Origin of the sequence: Sphingobium tyrosinilyticum (assembly GCF_042654265.1) — a bacterium.
In the GTDB taxonomy this organism is placed as follows: domain Bacteria; phylum Pseudomonadota; class Alphaproteobacteria; order Sphingomonadales; family Sphingomonadaceae; genus Sphingobium; species Sphingobium tyrosinilyticum.
On sequence record NZ_JBHSFZ010000048.1, the window covers coordinates 24,761 to 41,624 of the forward strand.

Consider the following 16,864-nt stretch of genomic DNA (forward strand, 5'->3'; position numbering starts at 1 on the left):
AGTCCGCGGGCGCTTAGGCTTTGAATGGCGCCAGGCGGCGGAGCGAGCCAGCATTTAAGGATGGATCGCGGAGGCGCCGCGACCTTTTCCGCAAGCCATGCCAGCTGCCAGGGCGCAGATGGCCTGAAAGGACCGTCGTCAGGAAGCACGGAAAGTGTAGACAAGGGTAAAGCGCTCGCCTGATCGTATCGTTGAGACGGCATGGAATGAGCGGGGTGAGATCTCGAATGCGAAGCCGCTTGCATGAACGGGTAAGTATGCACTTGCGACGTCTTCCGGCCGATGGCTGTTGAAGAGCATAAGAATGCCGCCGTTTTCGGCGCTCCAGCCATCGTTGAGCTGGATAAGGACGCGGTGCGTTTCCTCCTCTCCAATGAAGTCATTGTGGAGGCGGATGGTCTGGCCGGGAATGAGTTTGTGGGCACTTGCGTTCACCAAGTCTAGCCGGTCGGGCGCCCCAACGCGGTCTTGCAGGAATGTCCGCAGCGCGTCGATAAAGCCGGGCGCAATGAGGTCGCGCAGCTCCCGTGGAATCTCAACATCCAGCAGGCTGAACTCGTACTGTTCGTAGAAACTCTCGGTCCTGAGGCTCCACGGCGCCTCGAATGTGAGCCAGGATAAGGCAGCTGCGGCCTCGTCCGGCGAAAGAATGGCAGGGATAGATGCGTGAGGGAACGGTGCCACGGCAGCGATTGCGTCCTCGAAGTGAGGTGTCATGCAACTTCGCCTACATGCGCACGCAAGTGTTCGCGGACACGCCCAATCAAAAGTCGCTGATCCGCACAGAACACGGTTGGATTGTCGAGGCCCTTTTCGTCGCTCCAGCGGTGTGTGGGCATTCCGCCTCCGCAGACGTGCAAATCTGGACATGCCTTGCAGATGCTCGAGATGGGGCGCTGAGCCTCGTGGTACGAGCGGAACTCTGCAGTCGCGACGACATCGGACAACCGATCATTCAGGACCGACCAAGGGGTGTCGAACGTGTCTGCTCCGTCCGCCGTGCTCTTGAGAGTGTCGTTCTTGTTGATTGATCCGTCAGTATCGATGACCACGATCCCGTAGTCGGAGACGCCGATTCCCTCCTTTCGGGCCCGGCCGCCGAGCGTAAGCTTGATCATATCGTCAAGCACGCGGATCCGCGGCGGGGTCGGGTCGGCAAGATAGAGGTCCAGAATCCTGGTCATCCAGGTTCCATATTCGGTCGAAGTGAAAGAGGCCTTGCCGAATGGCAATGCTGTATGATTTCCGTCGCGATAGAGAAAATCGACGCTTGGCGTACCGGTCTCCTTGAAGAAGTGGTAGACCTCGTCCGGATCGGAACGCGGATCGACAACTGCTAGAAGCCCGGAGAACAAGGCCGCCTGCGCAGGATGATCCCTGAGGCGCTGAATGGCGGCCATAACCCGCGCAAACGATCCGCGCCCACGGAGATCGACACGAAATGCGTCGTTGACGTCCACGGGGCCATCGAGGCTGACGGACACGCCAACGCCGTATTGCGCGCAAAGATCGAGGATGTCGCTGTCCAGTAGAGTACCGTTCGTCTGGATATGAAGGCCGCAGGACGGCACCGCCGCGGCGAATGCCGCGAACAGGGTGTTGAGACGGTCGCGTCCGAGAAGCAGGGGCTCGCCCCCGTGCAGGACGATGCTAAACGGCCGACCTTGGTCTCGCAGCAATTCGCCAAGCCGAGAAACTATCGTTTGCTCGACGCCTAGGGGCAAGCGCTTGGGTTGGCGCCGCCATCCCTCGTCGCCCATGTTGAAAACATAGCAATAACTACAGTCTAGATTGCAGCGACTCGCTACCTTCAACAGGACGGTGTCGATGAACGGCGTGCGGCCCGAGACTTCAGCGGTTGTGGCGATTGTGCGTACGATCATAGCTGCGAGCCACGTTAAGGTCTTCGTTTCGGACCTCCTCGATTAGCCTCGCCAGAGTGACGCTGTCGGCGATTCTCCCGAGGAGATTGGCCGGTTGATTGGCTTTGGGCGTGGAAACTTGCATGTCGGACTCCTGGCTCAGATCGATGTCATATCCTGATTTTTAGAGCTACGCACGCAAATTTATTTCAATCGGAACTTCCGTAAAATTTTCCTATCTAGGCAGCATTATTTAAATAACGCAATTTAATTGTCTATAGAAATCCCAGAATGTAAACTAATGCATATGTATTATATTATACAAAATAGATTTTTATGGAATATCGTCACCGCCTTGCAAGCGATCATGCCTGATTGACACAATGCGCAAAACTAAAGAAAAGTCTAATTTGCAGCGCGGTCATCCCGCTTGCTGTGAGGGACACATGGGGGCGGGCCTTGATGCATTGGGATTCAGTCGGGTCTTCGAGCGATGACAATCGTCCGGGTTTGCGGGCGCGAACCATAAAGCAACTGGCTCGGGATCTCATGCTTGCGCGTGACGATCCACCGTTGGATAATGGCGAAGCAGCCCGCAGGCTAGACGTAGGCGAGATGACTGGACGTCGCGGACGGGCGATCTTCCTCTTGGGCGCAGGTTGCTCGGTCAGCGCCAAAATTCCGCTCGCAGCCAATGTCTCCCAACGCTGCGTGTGCGTGTTGGCTCGCCGCTACAACCTGACGCCGGTTGACGCTCATGATGATCCGAACGCGGCGTTGCAGGCATTAGTCAACGCGGAGATGGTGCCCGAGCGTTTCGTTTTACCGAGCAGGCGAGGTGACTGGAGTGGACTCTACACCTATTTGTTTGCGGAGCACCTCAAGAGCCCCAATCAGCAAAGAGAGATTATTTCAAGGGTCATCGGCGACCGAGAGTTCGAAATCAATTGGGCGCACGCATGTCTGGGGACACTCGTGCAGCGCAGGTATGTCCACACTGTCCTCACGACCAATTTCGATCAGTTGGCGCTTCAAGGCATCATTCGAACCGGCATCACGCCAGTGGTTTCAGATGGCCTGGAATCGCTGACTAGGATCTCGCCGAGCCCCGCCCGTCCCCAAGTCGTGCATTTGCATGGGTCTATGCATACCTACGATCTGCGCAACAGCCCCGCCGCGCTTACTGAGACAGGCGACGACCGGAACTTCCAGACGATGATGATGGGACTGCTCAAGCAGGCCACCGTTCTGGTCGTGGTGGGTTATGCTGGCGGTGAAGAAGGCGTCATGAACCTTCTCCAGTACGCTGCCCAGACGATCCCAAGAATGGTAGTTTATTGGGTTGCATACGAAAAAAGCTATTGCGACCTGTCCCCTGGCGCTCGCACTCTGCTCGAAACCGGCGAAAACAAGTTCTTCATCCCCGACCAGGATGCCGATGGATTCTTCCAAGCCTTAACGCGCGAACTTGGCGAGGGCCAACCGGGATGGGTCGCGGACCCGATTCTAGCCCTTGCCGAGCAGGCCGAGAGGCTGCGCGGCAATGGGGATCTCGAGATCGCGGACCTGATAGGCGAATATCAGAAGCGCGTATCGCACGCTGTCGACACAAGGCAAAACGTCGATGGCTCGCTCGTTGCGGCTCGCCAGCAACGCGCGAAAGGCAATTTCAAAGCAGCAATTGATCTTCTTTTGCCGATCAAGGACTCGGAAACGACGACGAGGATGCTGTACGCCCAGAGCCTTCAGGATGCATTTGACGAGAATCCCGATGAAAATGCCGGGCTGATCGATCAGGCCATAACGGAATTTGAGCATCTGCACCGGTTCGCGCCTCCGCAACAACGGGTGCGTCATGCCGAGTCGCTCATCGAAGCGCTCTTCGATAGGGTTGATACTCTCGCCGATTCCGATCCGAAGTTTGTCGCGGGTGTTGATGAAATCCTGAAAGTCATAGCCAGCGCCAGAAAGCGGCTCGTCCGAAACGATCGGACAGCAAAAGCCCTGCTGTTATTCTACGAAGCGCGTGCCTTACAGGAAAAACGATCATTCACGGACGAACCGGACCGAGGGCCTCCCACCAGGGAAGCGATCGAAAAATATCAGCAAGCGCTTAAGATTCCCGAGGCGCTCGGGGACAAAGTCGCGGAAGCGCGAGACGGTCTCGCCCAGGCGCTCGTGACCTACACCGATGAAATGCTCACAGCAAATCCGGTTCCAAGTGACGGGTTGCGCAGGCGTATGCGCCATGACATCGGCGAGGCCGTGCAAATTCATCGCGACCTTGTGGAGCACGCTTGGCACAATCAGCCCAATTCCGATCTCGCCGGCATGCTCGAAAACCTTGCCTCCGATTTCGAAATCCTCGCGAAACTCAAGAAGAAAGGGCCGTTTAAAGAGACACCACTCCTCGAGGCGGTCCGTGCCATGGAAAGGGTGGTCGCTGCATACCAGGCAGAGCGCGATAGCGATGGTATTTCCGAGGCTCAGGCGCGATTAGAAGATCTGCGCCAAAAGATGAGATAGTTCAGACGGCGTTTGGCTGAAGGCCAAAATTCAACGGTGAAGCGATTGCGTCAGCCTCGCCGTTTCGAACGGCCGCTTATTGCATTTCGCTTGGCTATTCCGGACAGTCTCCGACGTCCAACAAAGCGGACATGGCGACCAGCCCGAGGGCGGCTATGAGATGTCCGCTACCGGAAAGCGCAATTTGGCCGTTGAACGACAAAGAAGGGTCGCAGTTACAGCAGGGCCGAGAGTCCATTAGGAGGTTGGGCAGGCGTGCCACCATCTGGTACCGACAGCATCGAGCTCGTCCGTCACAAGCCTTCGGTTTCGAAGGCAGGCGAGATGGGCAAGGCTTTCGCCTGTGGCGAGACCAAGAACAGTTCGATCGATCTGGCGTTTGAACAAGGCTGGAAAAACGTCGATCGCCCGTTTCGGCGTTTCAACGAGGGTGAGTAACCGTGCGAGGGCAGCTTCATGGCCGTCGATCAACGCACCGATGCGGGCATGAAGACCATGAAACGGCTTGCCGTGGGCTGGAAGAACCAGCACGTCGTCTGGCACTTTTTGACGGATCGCCTCAAGCGTCTCCAGCCAGTGGGTGAGCGGATCTGCCTCGGGCTCCAAAGGCTGTACCGAAACATTGGATGAGATTTCTGGCAGTATCTGATCTCCCGAAATCAGCAGCTTCATCTCGGGACAATGGAGCAGGGCGTGCTCGGGCGAATGGCCTTTGCCGATCGCGATCACCCATTCACGGTCCCCGATGATGAGCCGTTGACCATCCTCCAGCGCACGGAAACTGTCGGGCAACGGATAGAGCATCTTGCCGAAATCACCGAACCGCGCCCGATAGTGATCGAGAGCATCTTCTTCCCAGCCCACGGTCTGATAGAACCGGATCGCCTCCTCGGGCGCCTCTTGCCCTGTGTAAGAGGCCAGGACACGCAGCGTCAGATATTCCAGCCGCGTCATCCAGAGCTGAGCGGGCTGTTTCTGCGTGAGCCATCCGGCCATGCCGCTATGGTCGGGATGGAGATGGGTGACGATAATGCGCCGCACCGGGCGGTCTGCCAAGGTCGACGCGAATGCTTGGCGCCACGCCGCAGCGGTTTCAGTGGTTCGCAGGCCCGTGTCGACGATGGTCCAGCCATCGCCGTCAGCCAGCGCCCAAATATTAATCGCTTCCAAGCTGCCGCCCATCGGCATCCGCAGCCAAAAGACCCCGTCCGCAATCCTTGTCGCGCTGCCATTGCCGATCGCCGGCAGCTCAACTGGAGGATATGTAAGATCTGGGTTCATCGTCACTCCTTGCTCGCCTTTTCGCACGACGATCGCGTGCTGGACAAGGCAAGACTTCATGCATTAGGCGGCGGCCTTACCCGCCGAAGGCCTATGCCGATCCGAAGCTCCACCCGATCCTCCGGTTCATTCACCGGACCTTCGTGATTCTGGATATTGTCTCGACAGCCCAGCTCATCGTCGAATAGGCAGTAGGATCGCCGCCGACCGTATTGGCCCATAGGTCTATTTTCAATGCTCAATGAGGTTTGCGGCTGCTCGAAGCGATTGAATAAATAGAGATCGCATCCGCAAATCTCGTCACGCCGCACTTTTTCATGATTCGGGTACGGTAGGTTTCTATTGTTCTAATGCTAAGATGCAGTTCTTCCGCAGTTTCTTGGTTGCTCTTGTTGGATTTCAGCGACCTTAATACATCTATTTCCGTCTTTGTCAGGCGTTGCAGGCATGCTTCGGCCCGCTCTTGCTCCTGCTGTAGTTCAATTCTTGATTGTAAAAGCGCCGCTGATTGGTCAATCACTTCCAGCAGCATCTTCTTGGAGAAGGGTTGTTCAAGGAAATCATCGGCACCCCTTTTGATCATCTGAACTACCATCTGAATGGATACCTGGTCTGCCGTAATAATCACAGGAATGTCTTTTCGCTCCTCCAGCAGCTGCTTAAGGACATCGATCCCCTTCTTGTCGGGAAGGTTCAGGTCCACGATCGCTACACCGGCGGGAAGGTAACTGAGCGCTTCGAGAAAGTCGCTTCCAGCTGCATAGGGCGTCGGCTGATACTGTTCCGAGCGGAGAGTTGCCACTAAGTTACGGCGAAGGCGCGCGTCATCCACGACGATGAACACAGAACATTTGGCGCTCATTGCGAACGATACATCCTCCCCCGCCGCCGAACGCACGATAGTCGAACTGGTTGCAAGGAAAATTTACTTCCGCTCTAAATTCTGTCCCGAGGAAGATGCTAGCCAGCTGGCCACCCCGCCGCTGCCCCTTGCACGCGGCCCATTCGAACAAAGCGAGAGCGGCTTTTAACCAGGAGCCTGATGCCTTCTCTCAGGCCGCTGGCATCTTTCATCATTCGATTTTCTGCTCAGACATGGCCAACCTCCAGATTTCCGGAGGGGCGCTAGCGTTCCAACCCTAAGCAATATGAACGGCTGACGTCGTATTTGTACGACAGCGGCGCTTGGGGCCTATTAACCACGAATCGGCAAAAGGGAGTTCTTCGATCGGTCCTTCCCTCCCCCAAGGGATGGCCACTGGAAAGGCGAGGCGCACATTTACGGTCCCCACCATGCGCCTCGCCTTTACTCCTTTTGTACAGCTGTCCTATAGCGCCAATATGTTGGAACGGTGGCTTTATATCAGTACGAGTCGGTTGCAAGCTGCGCAGGTTGACGATCAGGTGCGAGATATCGTCAACATCTCCATATCGCGTAATCGCTCTTTGGGCGTGACCGGCGCGCTTTTGTTCACGGGACAGCGCTTCTCCCAATATTTGGAAGGCTCTCCCGTCGCTATTGCTGAACTCAAGGAAAGCATCTTACGCGATTCCTGCCATGAGGATGTTCGAACGATTGCATCTGGACCTTATGATGTTCGACGATTTTTGACCTGGTCTTTAGCATATGCAGGCCCATCGCGGTTCGTCGCTTCAAAGGTGGAAGAGGCACTGAAGGACGCCATCAGCGGAAATAGGGACAACAGCGAAAGCTTGGCCGAGATGCTCGCTGGTTTCGCGGTGGAGGGACATGGCTGACCGGAAAAGCCGTTGCTACCTTATTTAACACTGCGCCCCATTCAATGCCCGAGCGAGTTGAAGAGGGCACAGCTCCGAGCCGCCATTGGACTAAAAGCTAATAGAGGCCCTGAGAGAGGTCTCTCCCTGAGAATTGTTCCGCGAACTTTGTAAGTGCTGACGGGAACCGATCACTATCAGGAAGACCGCGTCCTTTAACAGGGGGAATGGGATCCGTATCGCACAGGATGATAAGACGGCAACGCTTTGCGCACGTTCCGATGCCAGGTCAGGCAGCGAAATCGAAGCGCAAAAAAATGGGCTGGTCGAAAACGAACAGCCCGAAAGTCTTAGGAGAGGATACCTGAAAGGCGGGATCCGCTTCGCATCCCGTGACGTGCTCGAAAACTGCGAAGCGCGCCATCCTAATTGCACAAATCTCAATCGGTAGGGGACATTCAGGGACTGCGGCCATCAGAATGGCGGACGTGATGTCTAACTGCCTAAAGTCAGGCAAGTGAACCTCGCCCAAACTGTATATCCCATTGACATATCCCAAGAGTTACGTAGAGTGGAATATACGTGAGGCAGGAGGCTGTCGTGGAACAAGGTTCGGTATTTCAGAGCAATCGCAGCCAGGCCGTGCGATTGCCCAAGGCGGTCGCGCTTCCTGATGAGGTGAAGCGGGTGGATGTGGTAGCCTTGGGCCGAACCCGTATCATCACGCCTGCGGGTGAGTCCTGGGACAGCTGGTTCGACGGAGAGGGTGTGACTGCCGATTACATGTCGGAACGTGAGCAGCCGGACGATCAGGTCCGCGACGCTTTCTGATGCTCAAGTTCATGCTCGACACCAATATCTGCATTTTTACCATCAAGGACCGGCCTCATGAAGTACGAACTGCGTTCAAACGGCACCAAGGTCAAATGTGCATCAGTTCTATCACCTTGATGGAACTGATCTACGGCGCAGAGAAGTCGTCCAATCCTGAACGCAATCTCAAAGTTGTGGAGGGCTTCGCCGCGCGCCTGGAAGTGCTCAACTACGGCCAGGAAGCGGCCGCACACACTGGACAGCTTCGTGCCGAACTCGCGCGGGCTGGCACGCCAATAGGTCCATATGACCAGATGATCGCGGGTCATGCTCGGTCGGCTGGTTTGATAGTAGTCACAAACAATCGGCGCGAATTCGACCGTGTGCCCGGCCTGCGGATTGAAGACTGGGTCACGCCAAATAACGGATCCGCACTTTAAAGAGCGATCATTCGGCATGCTCACCGAGGACGCGTAATGAATTTAACATATATCTACACCAAGTGGTGTCTTTCTTGTATTTCCAGTGCGTTATGGCAAAACGCCTGTCCATTGTGTCTTACCTATAATTTAGTCGATCAAGGGAGTTGGAAGTGCAAGCTGCCGAAGGCGGCGCACTTCCGACTCGCTTGATCGTAGCCCGATTTGATGCGCGGCGTTTCAGTCCTCAGCCGAGGGTAGGGGCGCCGGAACCTGTCCGGCGACACCCCGCGAGGGCGGCGGTGTAGAGTTGGCGCCAATATTCGGCCTTGCCGCGCTCGCGTTCGGCGGTCCGGTCAGCCTTGGCCTTTTCGGCGCGAGCATCCCGCAGATCAGATTCCAGACGCTCGGTCTTGTTGCGGAAGGCAGCTTCGATGTGGCGATATTCTTCGGGTGTGCGCAAGGGCACTTTCTTACCGTCGATGATCTCGGTTTCCGACCGGGTTTCCGTGTGTTCCTCACCGATTTCATCGCAGAAGTTGTTGTAAAGATATTGTCGGCTGACCTTGGCCGCACGAGCCACCGAGACGAACGTGACTGACTGCTTGCTGTCGCGCAGCCGCATGATCGCATCCTAGACCGCGGCGCGCTTTTCCGCACTCCGCCGGCTCCTGGCATTATCGAGGGTTGCGATCCGTCGATCAGGTCCTGTGATCATGGCAACGCTTCCTCCCGAGCAGCGGCAGGTTTGTAACGCTGCTTTCCACCCTTATAGAGGCCGCACTCCTCGATGAAACGGATGATGGTGTCAGTGTTGTGCACCACGTCCGTGTTGCATTGGAGTCGGTTGCGGGTGATGTCGGCCATGCGGGACTGGCCATTTTCCTCGTATTTGCGGGCTTCCTGTTCGAGGCCCTCGATAGCGAGGTAGAGCCCGGCTCGCTCGCAGCGGAAGTGGTCGATATCATCAGCATCGCCCAGGAGAACCGGCATGTCAGGCAGGCAAGGGCGTGCTCGCACCATTCGCCAGGCTGGCCGGGCAGGGTGCAGGCGCCACCAGAGAGACGTGTCACCATCATGGTAGCGGGCTGCGCGCCTCCGAGCTGGTGGCGATCCAGGTCGAGCATATCGAGGCGGCAACCGACCCCGAGGCGCGGCTGCTCAGCATTCCGCGGACCAAAAGCGACCCGGAAGGCGAGGGGGCGACTGCGTTTTTGAGCCCGCGCAGCGTCCGCGCGATCACCGCTTGGGCAGAGGCAGCGGGGATTGAGGCGGGGCCGCTGTTCCGCCGGGTGCAGGTGCGCCGGATCCGCGCGCGCCCAGCGGTGCCAGGGGAGCCGGGCGGCACCCGCGACGCGGACGGCCACTGGCGGTGGCGGCGCGGGGAGGGGACGCCAGCCCAGCCCGCCCGGGTCGCCTATGATGTGGCGGCGATGGCGCTCCATCCCGGCTCGATCGGGCCGCTCTACCGCACGTTCATCCGACGCGTTCGCCCGCGGCGCGCTGCCGGACCTGACGGCGGACGACCTCGCGCACCTGCTCCAGGGGATCAGCGCGCATTCGACGCGGGATTGAATCAGGATCTGTTCGTCAGTGGTGAGGAGCTGGCCGGGATTATGGACGCGCTGCGCTGGAAACGCCCGCGCATGCCGCTCGCCTCTAACCGCAACCTTGCTGCCGAGCAGGGAGCGGCTGGGAGGCTGGTGGCTAAAATCGGTTCGGGGTGCCCGATGCGGCTATTTGATGATCGTCTGCGGCACGTAAAGAGATTTGATGATCATGATGTCTGGTATTGGTAACAGCAAAGGCGTTTGCGAACGGTTGATTGTCACGTGCACCCGATTGCTCGGCGGCAAACCGAGCGCTGACGCCAATCCGCATGCAGACCATAGGAACGATGGAGGTGGGTGTCGTCGCTCTGTGACGTGAATGCAGCGATTCAATCTAAAGATCTCGAGCGCTTATAGGGTAGGTCCGCGGTTCTATCAAAATCAGTTAAAACCGGTAAAAACACCTAAATGGATCCCCGCCATAACCCGTTTGCCCCCGGCGCAGGCTGGCGCGCGCCGTGCCGAAATCAAACGGATGGCGAGCGCCTTTGAGCACGACGATTTGACCAAGGCGCTCGCGCAATGAGGCGGCATGCAACGGCGACTCTGGCGAATGCGCGCTGGACCGGTCGCGCTGGGATCGTGAAGCTATAGCCATGGAGGAGCGAGGAGGACCGACCACGCAAGCGGGTGTTCGCTACCAGAACAGCGTCGCGGCACTGTTTCTCGGCGACTTGCTGCGATGGGCTATTCCCAGTCCAGTGGAGCGTGTACGCGAGGTCCGGCTCGAAGCGCCCGCCCACGTCGATGACATTGTAGCGACGTTCGCCGACCGCCATCGCGACTGGATTCAGGTCAAACTCAATCGAACCGCGCGGACAGGCCTGGGACAAGCTCTGGCGCGCCTTTGCCGCCCAGCGCGATGACCGCACCTTCGGCAGCGAAGACAGTCTGGTTCTCATCTTGGGTACAGCCTTACCGATCGCCCAGTACCTGGAGGAAACCTGCCCTGCTCCCCAATCATTCGGACCATTTTCGTCAGCATCTTCATCGGCATCGATCGCATCCTCGGCCTCAGCGTTGGTGGTCTCCGGTCCTTCAGGGCGTTCGGATCCGCATCGATTTTGGGGAGCCACTTAACTGAACGATGGCGCGATAAATTTCTCGGTCATGCTCGGCAACCGTCTGGCCTGCACAACGGATGCTGATCCTGTCAGCATAGGCGCGCAGTTGCACAGCCTCCGTGCAGCACTCGCCATGACCGAGTAAGCCCGCACATACGGCGCCCGCGACCAGCTCAACCGCATATGTGCCACCTCACCTGCATTGGCTTGGCGGCAATCTCCACGTCCTCGTGGCTCCAGTCCAACTGATAGCCCTCGCCGGGCCGGAACATGAGCGGCATGGCGCTGCGAAGAGCGAACGGAGCGACGGCCGTATCGGTTAGCGGTCCGGGCACTATAACCGAACGCTGATCACGCGTGTCGGCAAGCTGGAATGCGCGTGCCTCAGGACCGCGACGGGCGGCTCTCGACGGAACAGTTTGAACGCTACCAGCGCTCGGAGCAGGCGCTGGTGGCAACAATGGCAGAGATGTACGTTCAAGGTGTCTCGACCCGGAAGGTGAAGGGGTGATCACCGAAGAGCTGTGCGGTCAGCGCAGCTACTCCCGCAGCACTTCAATCAGGGATGAGAAGCAGGGGTTTTTCGCCATCGACGAGGAGACTCTCCGGTGCTTCCGCCGCCATGCTACCGGATCGTACGCACCATTGCCGGGCATCGAGCCCGGCATGGCCATGATCGATCGGCAGCTGTGAAGGCCTACGCTGCCAGGCGCCGCTGTACCTCCTCGATTCCGAGCTTGTGGATGCGCGAAAGAAGGGCCTCCAGATCGTCCGGCGAGAGCCTCATCAGCCCTGCCTTCTCGATCGCCTTGATCGACGCCTCTCGTTCCTTGTCGGCAAGCTGTTTCTTGCGTTCCGCAAGCTTCGCTTCCTCAGCCGCAATGGCTGCGCGTTCTTTGTCCAAGCCTTTGACCCTGGTGTATCTTTCATAGCTCGGATTGGATTGTGGACGGGGTTGTTATAGCTCTTCACCACGCTATCTCAATGCCTCTGATATCGCATCGGGATTCGCCTCGCTCGCCTCTGCACGGGGCATTGATTGACTGGAACGCAACGACGATCGCGGCGTGGTCAATCTGGCCCCGCCAGGGTCATCTTCTCGCCGCCGATTCGCCGCGGCGTAGAGGGGGTGAACCCCTCATGCCACGGCGAGATATGGCGAGGCCATATCATTCCGCCCACAGGGCGGAGCCAATCCCTGCCGGATCGGCGAACCGGCCCCTTCGGGCCGGGGAAAGCGGAGCCGGTTCCGGTTAACCGGCGCGCCACTGTCTTAGTGCCTTCCCAAGTGGTCAGGCAGCACACCGTATGCACCTGCGGTTCAACCAAAATCAGTGGAACCGCGCGCAATCCTCGTTTCGGAAGGTCAGACATTGTATGACAGGAAGTTCAACCTGTGTGGCGAATAGTTAAATCGGCCATTAGACGCGCCTGCACTGTCTGACAACTTGCAATGGGCAGGAGCATGAGCTATCGATATTCTACTTTCGTAATCCCCACCAGCCTCTCTGCTAGGAGGTAGGGTGGATGACAATCAAGCAACGGCGTTACACGGTCCGTCTTGAACAGGATCAGTGGGAGCGCCTTGAGCAGCAATCCCGTAGCCGGGGGGTGCCTACCGCCGATCTCATTCGGACGGCGGTGGACCTACTTTTGTCCGGCGATTCCCTGAAGGACATGAGCCGCCTTCGCCTCGCGCGCATAGGCGAGTTTCAGCACCTCGCCCTCGATGTTCTGATCCGTGAACAATTTCCCCAATATCGCGATCGCATCGTCGCTGAAACCGACAAGCGCGTAGAGCTTTATCATGGCGCGTAAGGACATCCGCGACAACGGCCAGAACATACCGCTCAGTCACCATTCGGCGCGCGGGAACGTCCAGCGCAATTCGGGCAATTTCACCCGTGGAAGCCAGCTCCTGAGTCACGAAATGTTGATGTGGCTGTCAGGCGCGAAACTGCCCGTCAGCTTCTGGTTCTTCGTGTTTCTTAGCTGCTGGTTTGGCATCATGTCAGTGAAGCTCGACGAGCATGGTTTTCAGCTCATCTGCATGAAGGTCTATTCCGAGCTTTGGAACTGGGTCGACCTCGATCCGATGAAGCGGGTCAACGTCACTCTGCCGAGCGGCGATATCACTCGCACCATCATGTCCGCCGTCCCCTATATTCCCGACGTGATCCGCGCCTGGGACGTTGGGATGCGTGGATTAATGGGATCGTTCCTGCTGTCGATTTTCATCACCGTTCCTGCCGCCATCTGGTTCGTCGACATATCCAAGCGCAGGGGCAAGTCGATCCTTCAGGAGCGGCATGAGCGCGGGGCGATGCTGGTGGACGTCGAATTGCTGCGGTCCGAGATCATCGAGCATAACCGCATCAAGTTTGAGGGGGATGTCGCCCATCTATGTCCCGGCATGAAGCCAAGCGAGGTTTTGCGGCTCCCATTTGCCGAGCGGAAGGGGAGGGGCATCCACCATCCCTATAGCTTGGGCGGCATCCCTTTTCCGCATCGGCTCGAGCAATCCCACGCCATGCTGACGGCACCACCGGCTCGGGGAAAACGACGGAGCTCCGAAGCCTGGTCGCGCAGATGCGCGAGCGCCAAGATAGCGCGGTCATCTTCGACCTGACCGGCGCCTATGTGGAGTCCTTCTACGATCCTGCGCGCGACACGATCCTCAATCCCATGGACCAAAGCTCTTGCGCCACAGGGGCGTGATATCGTATGCGCTCAGCGGCGCCGCCAACGTGTACACGGCCGATTGATTTGCATGTGACTGCTGGCGCTGTTAATCACTCAACCACTCCTACGCCATCCTTCCACCGGGCATCGCTGACCGGTCAGGCCGGGTAGGCAAAGCCTAGGGGGTGACAGCGCTTCGACGCGATGACGTGATTAGGGAGCCGCCTGCGGAGTTCATATTACCTGCATGCGCTTCCACCAGCACGGTGCGAGCGGCAAAAAGGCTGATCTGTTGATCATGGCATGGGACATTCCTGGGCGGCGTCACAACCAAACTTCCCGTTCTTGAGGCTGATGGACTTTTTTTCGGAGGACAGTGACTGACATGACGACCGACCGGCGGACCGATACCGGACTGGATCCGATCTTTCTCCATCGCTGGTCGCCCCGCGCATTTGATGGATCAGACATGTCTGCCGAAGACCTGCGCACGATTTTGGATGCAGGCCGTTGGGCCCCGTCATCCTATAATTATCAGCCCTGGCGCTTCCTTTATGCAACCAGGAACGACGCGGAGAACTGGCAGCGTTTCCTCGACCTTCTCATCCCCTTCAACGCTATCTGGGCCAAAGACGCGTCAGTGCTGCTGTTCATCCTGAGTGAAACGACGATGGGCGCGGCGGACAAGCCCAGCCACTCGCACAGCTTCGATGCAGGCGCCGCCTGGGCCGGCATTGCGCTCCAGGCGCATCTGCTGGGTTATCATGCGCATGGGATGGTGGGGATCGACATGGATAAAACCAGGATGGAGCTGGGCGTTCCAGATGGCTTCAAAATCGAGGCGGCGGTGGCAATCGGACGCCGGGGCGATCCTGCGACGCTGCCTGAAAAGCTGCAGCCGCGCGAGATACCGAGCGATCGCAAGCCGCTGGACGAAATTGCCTATCCGGGTAGCTTTCGCGGGCTGATCAGGGTGCTGAAAGACGGGGCGTGACAAGAGAGGGCGCGCCCGCTGTCCTTTCGTGTGGCATTTCGCCCGGATATGTCTTCGCCCCAGTTAAGCGTCCGGGCAGATGAGCTCGAGATCAGCAACGACTTGGTGGAAAACGCCCTTCACAGGGCCGATAGGCAGATTTTGCGATCGTCACCCTTTTATGCTTGCAACTTGCGTTCGGTACGAACGCCGCGGCGGGCGGGAACCGCAGGTGAAGCGACCGATGGCTTTGGATTGGCCAACCTGCGCTCTTTAAACGGGGGACGAAAGGCTCGCAGCGTTTCTATCTCATCGGGGTGGCGGGCAAGCAGCTCAATGAGGCCAACGGCAGCATCGCTCGGCGGCGTAGCGCCGCTCTCATATTTCTGAAATGCGCGTTTACCGCCACCAATGATATGGCCGGCTTCTTCCTGTGTAAGGCCGAGCTTCTTGCGGACGGCCCTCACATGTTTGGCATAGGCGTCCCGAAGCGACTTATAGGCCTCATTTGAGGCTTTCAGGTCGGCACCAGTATGGACGGAATCGCCATTGTCATCGGGATACCAGCCCGGAACATTGACGACCTGCGACATTGAACCGACCCGCACCGTCTGCTGGCGGACATCACGCCGCAGCGACTTTCCGGTCTCGGGATGAATTCGGGTTTCTGACACGTCTCAAACCTCCTTGAACGACGTAAGCATCACGTCGACCAATGTCTCGCCGGCAAACTTCAGATAAAGATACAAGCCATCGCAAGGGATTTCGTAAGTGTCGTGCCAATCGCGCGGGTTAACTGGGTTGAGCCGTTTCCGACTTCACGAAGTCACCCGGATCCAGTGCTTGTACGACATCAACGATATCCTCCAGCGAGTAACCAATAGCCCGGGCATCGCGCTCCGCCTTGCCCGTGATCTCCAGCGTTTCCGCATCCGCGAATTTCACCTTGATCGCCGCGAGGTCCTATGCGGCTTTTTCTTTACCGTCAATGGATACACCTTCAAGGTCACATTTTCAAGGTGGGTTAGCCGATATTCTCTCGGGTAGAAATCAGTCGCGATCAAGGCCTATTCGAAGAAGACGGCGGGGAGATGCTTTACCAGGCCGGCATCGTCGTCCAGTTGACAATTTCGTCGCATTTTGCTGGATATCGATTTCGCCGACGAGTGGAATGCGTGCAATATCCGGTTGGATGTAGGGAGGCATTTGCCTATTTAGCCCCGCCGCGGAGATTGTCGACCACGTCGAAACGATTGACGCCAAGCATTGCGGCGGTACCCGGCATGAGTTGCGCGAGGCCGAACGCGCGCTTGGGGGAAAGAGCGAGCGGATTGTATTGGTTCTCCTGGATGATCATGGCGTCGAAGAGGCCGATCGGAAGGCCGTGTTCGCAGGCGCTCCTGCTCATGAGCGCGAAATAGGTCTGGCGTCTGCTTTCTGCGTCGGGAGCGAGGAAGCCGGTTGGGACGGTACCGCAGCGGGTGACAGCCAAACATATAGCTTGGCAAATTGGCCGAGGGGAGGGGAGAACCACCGCGCATCCAGGCAGGGATGACGAGACCGTCCGTCACAGAGACGGCAAGCTTAGCCGGGACGGGTGGCTCTTGAGGTTCAGCAAGGCTGCTTGCCATCTGGAACTCTACCCAACGGCGGCTGAGGTCATGAACGCGGAATGCCATAGCACTGGACGCGATTTTGGGCTTGGCGGTGGCGCGGTGCGGGCTTTCAGCCTGTGCAGCCGAGCTTGGCTGCTCAGCGGCGTTTGGCGGGCTGCCCGTCAGATCAATCAGCTGCACTTGACGTGACCCCCGATTTTTCCTCCAGTTCGCGCTAGAGTCCGACCCCAAGGAAGGGACGGACGGAATGAAGCGGAAGCAGTTTTTGGAAGAGCAGATTA

At 58.0% G+C, this 16,864-nt stretch carries 22 protein-coding genes and 4 pseudogenes; 12 read left to right on the forward strand and 14 right to left on the reverse strand.

Going from position 1 to position 16,864, the window contains the following annotated elements:
- Nucleotides 1-138: 138 nt before the first annotated feature.
- The 3 genes from yhhC to yhhA are packed head-to-tail and all read right to left on the reverse strand — an operon-like array spanning nucleotide 139 to nucleotide 2,007.
- Nucleotides 139-717: a cyclophane-containing peptide 2OG-Fe(II) oxygenase YhhC gene (yhhC, locus tag ACFO3E_RS15665; RefSeq protein WP_380805982.1), complete on the reverse strand. Its 579-nt coding sequence runs from the start codon at nucleotides 715-717 to the stop codon at nucleotides 139-141.
- The gene (gene yhhB, locus ACFO3E_RS15670; RefSeq protein WP_380805984.1) at nucleotides 714-1,883 is read right to left on the reverse strand and encodes a cyclophane-forming radical SAM/SPASM peptide maturase YhhB; all 1,170 of its coding nucleotides are present in this window, start codon (nucleotides 1,881-1,883) and stop codon (nucleotides 714-716) included. Before yhhB ends, yhhC begins: the two co-directional genes overlap by 4 nt.
- Nucleotides 1,852-2,007: a YhhA family cyclophane-containing RiPP gene (yhhA, locus tag ACFO3E_RS15675; RefSeq protein ID WP_380805987.1), complete on the reverse strand. Its 156-nt coding sequence runs from the start codon at nucleotides 2,005-2,007 to the stop codon at nucleotides 1,852-1,854. Before yhhA ends, yhhB begins: the two co-directional genes overlap by 32 nt.
- 317 nt (nucleotides 2,008-2,324) lie before the next feature.
- On the opposite strand from yhhA, the gene ACFO3E_RS15680 reads away from it, so the two are divergent.
- On the forward strand, nucleotides 2,325-4,388 hold the full coding sequence (locus tag ACFO3E_RS15680; RefSeq protein ID WP_380806033.1) for an SIR2 family protein: 2,064 nt from the start codon (nucleotides 2,325-2,327) through the stop codon (nucleotides 4,386-4,388).
- A 237-nt stretch (nucleotides 4,389-4,625) separates the two neighbouring features.
- Here the strand turns inward: ACFO3E_RS15680 and ACFO3E_RS15685 are convergent, their stop codons facing one another.
- Both ACFO3E_RS15685 and ACFO3E_RS15690 read right to left on the reverse strand, forming a co-directional pair.
- A complete protein-coding gene (locus ACFO3E_RS15685) occupies nucleotides 4,626-5,576 on the reverse strand; it encodes an MBL fold metallo-hydrolase (RefSeq protein ID WP_380805990.1) in 951 nt (316 codons plus the stop codon).
- Between the two features lie 331 nt (nucleotides 5,577-5,907).
- Nucleotides 5,908-6,531 (reverse strand): response regulator transcription factor, encoded by a 624-nt coding sequence (locus tag ACFO3E_RS15690; protein WP_380805992.1) that lies wholly within the window; start codon nucleotides 6,529-6,531, stop codon nucleotides 5,908-5,910.
- Between the two features lie 431 nt (nucleotides 6,532-6,962).
- On the opposite strand from ACFO3E_RS15690, the gene ACFO3E_RS15695 reads away from it, so the two are divergent.
- Nucleotides 6,963-7,427: a BLUF domain-containing protein gene (locus ACFO3E_RS15695; RefSeq protein ID WP_380805995.1), complete on the forward strand. Its 465-nt coding sequence runs from the start codon at nucleotides 6,963-6,965 to the stop codon at nucleotides 7,425-7,427.
- Between the two features lie 268 nt (nucleotides 7,428-7,695).
- Here ACFO3E_RS15695 and ACFO3E_RS15700 read toward each other — a convergent pair whose 3' ends face one another.
- A complete protein-coding gene (locus ACFO3E_RS15700; RefSeq protein ID WP_380805998.1) occupies nucleotides 7,696-7,830 on the reverse strand; it encodes a hypothetical protein in 135 nt (44 codons plus the stop codon).
- A gap of 158 nt (nucleotides 7,831-7,988) precedes the next feature.
- Between ACFO3E_RS15700 and vapB the strand changes: the two genes are divergently transcribed.
- On the forward strand, nucleotides 7,989-8,237 hold the full coding sequence (gene vapB / locus ACFO3E_RS15705) for a type II toxin-antitoxin system VapB family antitoxin (protein WP_380806000.1): 249 nt from the start codon (nucleotides 7,989-7,991) through the stop codon (nucleotides 8,235-8,237).
- Nucleotides 8,237-8,659: a type II toxin-antitoxin system tRNA(fMet)-specific endonuclease VapC gene (vapC, locus tag ACFO3E_RS15710; protein WP_380806003.1), complete on the forward strand. Its 423-nt coding sequence runs from the start codon at nucleotides 8,237-8,239 to the stop codon at nucleotides 8,657-8,659. The genes vapB and vapC overlap by 1 nt, the downstream gene beginning before the upstream one ends.
- A 226-nt stretch (nucleotides 8,660-8,885) precedes the next feature.
- On the opposite strand, the gene ACFO3E_RS15715 is transcribed toward vapC, so the two are convergent.
- Entirely contained in the window at nucleotides 8,886-9,263 is a 378-nt protein-coding gene (locus ACFO3E_RS15715; RefSeq protein WP_380806006.1) for a hypothetical protein, read from the reverse strand.
- A gap of 89 nt (nucleotides 9,264-9,352) precedes the next feature.
- Nucleotides 9,353-9,631 (reverse strand): hypothetical protein, encoded by a 279-nt coding sequence (locus ACFO3E_RS15720; protein WP_380806009.1) that lies wholly within the window; start codon nucleotides 9,629-9,631, stop codon nucleotides 9,353-9,355.
- Nucleotides 9,632-9,714: 83 nt separating this feature from the next.
- Between ACFO3E_RS15720 and ACFO3E_RS15725 the strand changes: the two are divergent.
- The 3 genes and pseudogenes from ACFO3E_RS15725 to ACFO3E_RS15735 form a co-directional block, all read left to right on the forward strand.
- Nucleotides 9,715-10,356, forward strand: a pseudogene (locus tag ACFO3E_RS15725) (site-specific integrase); the annotation flags it as partial.
- A gap of 211 nt (nucleotides 10,357-10,567) precedes the next feature.
- A complete protein-coding gene (locus tag ACFO3E_RS15730; protein WP_380806012.1) occupies nucleotides 10,568-10,774 on the forward strand; it encodes a hypothetical protein in 207 nt (68 codons plus the stop codon).
- A 70-nt stretch (nucleotides 10,775-10,844) separates the two neighbouring features.
- A complete protein-coding gene (locus ACFO3E_RS15735; protein ID WP_380806014.1) occupies nucleotides 10,845-11,114 on the forward strand; it encodes a hypothetical protein in 270 nt (89 codons plus the stop codon).
- Nucleotides 11,115-11,286: 172 nt separating this feature from the next.
- Here the strand turns inward: ACFO3E_RS15735 and ACFO3E_RS15740 are convergent, their stop codons facing one another.
- Nucleotides 11,287-11,484, reverse strand: a complete 198-nt coding sequence (locus ACFO3E_RS15740; RefSeq protein ID WP_380806035.1) for a Mu transposase domain-containing protein — start codon at nucleotides 11,482-11,484, stop codon at nucleotides 11,287-11,289.
- Nucleotides 11,454-11,593, reverse strand: a pseudogene (locus tag ACFO3E_RS15745) (IS21 family transposase); the annotation flags it as partial. The gene ACFO3E_RS15740 and the pseudogene ACFO3E_RS15745, both read right to left, overlap by 31 nt.
- Here ACFO3E_RS15745 and ACFO3E_RS15750 point away from each other — a divergent pair.
- Both ACFO3E_RS15750 and ACFO3E_RS15755 read left to right on the forward strand, forming a co-directional pair.
- Nucleotides 11,585-11,847: pseudogene (locus ACFO3E_RS15750) on the forward strand (transposase); the annotation flags it as partial. The pseudogenes ACFO3E_RS15745 and ACFO3E_RS15750 overlap by 9 nt on opposite strands.
- A complete protein-coding gene (locus tag ACFO3E_RS15755) occupies nucleotides 11,820-12,005 on the forward strand; it encodes a hypothetical protein (protein ID WP_380806039.1) in 186 nt (61 codons plus the stop codon). The pseudogene ACFO3E_RS15750 and the gene ACFO3E_RS15755, both read left to right, overlap by 28 nt.
- Before the next feature lie 4 nt (nucleotides 12,006-12,009).
- Here the strand turns inward: ACFO3E_RS15755 and ACFO3E_RS15760 are convergent, their stop codons facing one another.
- The gene (locus ACFO3E_RS15760) at nucleotides 12,010-12,216 is read right to left on the reverse strand and encodes a hypothetical protein (RefSeq protein WP_380806017.1); all 207 of its coding nucleotides are present in this window, start codon (nucleotides 12,214-12,216) and stop codon (nucleotides 12,010-12,012) included.
- 623 nt (nucleotides 12,217-12,839) lie between these two features.
- On the opposite strand from ACFO3E_RS15760, the gene ACFO3E_RS15765 reads away from it, so the two are divergent.
- From ACFO3E_RS15765 to ACFO3E_RS15775, 3 genes and pseudogenes are all read left to right on the forward strand, one after another.
- Complete coding sequence (locus tag ACFO3E_RS15765; RefSeq protein WP_083536056.1) at nucleotides 12,840-13,130, forward strand: ribbon-helix-helix domain-containing protein; 291 nt, start codon at nucleotides 12,840-12,842, stop codon at nucleotides 13,128-13,130.
- A pseudogene (locus ACFO3E_RS15770) lies at nucleotides 13,120-14,003 on the forward strand (type IV secretion system DNA-binding domain-containing protein); the annotation flags it as partial. The gene ACFO3E_RS15765 and the pseudogene ACFO3E_RS15770, both read left to right, overlap by 11 nt.
- Nucleotides 14,004-14,379: 376 nt before the next feature.
- Complete coding sequence (locus ACFO3E_RS15775) at nucleotides 14,380-14,988, forward strand: nitroreductase family protein (RefSeq protein ID WP_380806037.1); 609 nt, start codon at nucleotides 14,380-14,382, stop codon at nucleotides 14,986-14,988.
- A 158-nt stretch (nucleotides 14,989-15,146) separates the two neighbouring features.
- On the opposite strand, the gene ACFO3E_RS15780 is transcribed toward ACFO3E_RS15775, so the two are convergent.
- From ACFO3E_RS15780 to ACFO3E_RS15790, 3 genes are all read right to left on the reverse strand, one after another.
- A complete protein-coding gene (locus ACFO3E_RS15780) occupies nucleotides 15,147-15,641 on the reverse strand; it encodes a type II toxin-antitoxin system MqsA family antitoxin (RefSeq protein WP_380806019.1) in 495 nt (164 codons plus the stop codon).
- A 118-nt stretch (nucleotides 15,642-15,759) separates the two neighbouring features.
- Nucleotides 15,760-15,912 carry a type II toxin-antitoxin system MqsR family toxin gene (locus ACFO3E_RS15785; RefSeq protein WP_380806022.1) on the reverse strand — a complete coding sequence of 51 codons (153 nt, stop codon included), beginning with the start codon at nucleotides 15,910-15,912 and terminating at the stop codon, nucleotides 15,760-15,762.
- A gap of 265 nt (nucleotides 15,913-16,177) precedes the next feature.
- The gene (locus ACFO3E_RS15790) at nucleotides 16,178-16,459 is read right to left on the reverse strand and encodes a transglycosylase SLT domain-containing protein (protein WP_380806025.1); all 282 of its coding nucleotides are present in this window, start codon (nucleotides 16,457-16,459) and stop codon (nucleotides 16,178-16,180) included.
- Between the last annotated feature and the right edge of the window lie 405 nt (nucleotides 16,460-16,864).

Coding starts and splice junctions, on each gene's coding strand:
- ACFO3E_RS15715 (WP_380806006.1), bottom strand. CDS start 9,263: ATGCGGCTGCGCGACAGCAAGCAGTCAGTCACGTTCGTCTCGGTGGCT.
- yhhA (WP_380805987.1), bottom strand. CDS start 2,007: ATGCAAGTTTCCACGCCCAAAGCCAATCAACCGGCCAATCTCCTCGGG.
- yhhC (WP_380805982.1), bottom strand. CDS start 717: ATGACACCTCACTTCGAGGACGCAATCGCTGCCGTGGCACCGTTCCCT.
- ACFO3E_RS15680 (WP_380806033.1), top strand. CDS start 2,325: ATGCATTGGGATTCAGTCGGGTCTTCGAGCGATGACAATCGTCCGGGT.
- ACFO3E_RS15720 (WP_380806009.1), bottom strand. CDS start 9,631: ATGCCGGTTCTCCTGGGCGATGCTGATGATATCGACCACTTCCGCTGC.
- vapC (WP_380806003.1), top strand. CDS start 8,237: ATGCTCAAGTTCATGCTCGACACCAATATCTGCATTTTTACCATCAAG.
- ACFO3E_RS15775 (WP_380806037.1), top strand. CDS start 14,380: ATGACGACCGACCGGCGGACCGATACCGGACTGGATCCGATCTTTCTC.
- ACFO3E_RS15690 (WP_380805992.1), bottom strand. CDS start 6,531: ATGAGCGCCAAATGTTCTGTGTTCATCGTCGTGGATGACGCGCGCCTT.
- ACFO3E_RS15700 (WP_380805998.1), bottom strand. CDS start 7,830: ATGGCGCGCTTCGCAGTTTTCGAGCACGTCACGGGATGCGAAGCGGAT.
- ACFO3E_RS15735 (WP_380806014.1), top strand. CDS start 10,845: ATGGAGGAGCGAGGAGGACCGACCACGCAAGCGGGTGTTCGCTACCAG.
- ACFO3E_RS15695 (WP_380805995.1), top strand. CDS start 6,963: ATGCGCCTCGCCTTTACTCCTTTTGTACAGCTGTCCTATAGCGCCAAT.
- ACFO3E_RS15730 (WP_380806012.1), top strand. CDS start 10,568: ATGCAGCGATTCAATCTAAAGATCTCGAGCGCTTATAGGGTAGGTCCG.
- yhhB (WP_380805984.1), bottom strand. CDS start 1,883: ATGATCGTACGCACAATCGCCACAACCGCTGAAGTCTCGGGCCGCACG.
- ACFO3E_RS15685 (WP_380805990.1), bottom strand. CDS start 5,576: ATGCCGATGGGCGGCAGCTTGGAAGCGATTAATATTTGGGCGCTGGCT.
- ACFO3E_RS15765 (WP_083536056.1), top strand. CDS start 12,840: ATGACAATCAAGCAACGGCGTTACACGGTCCGTCTTGAACAGGATCAG.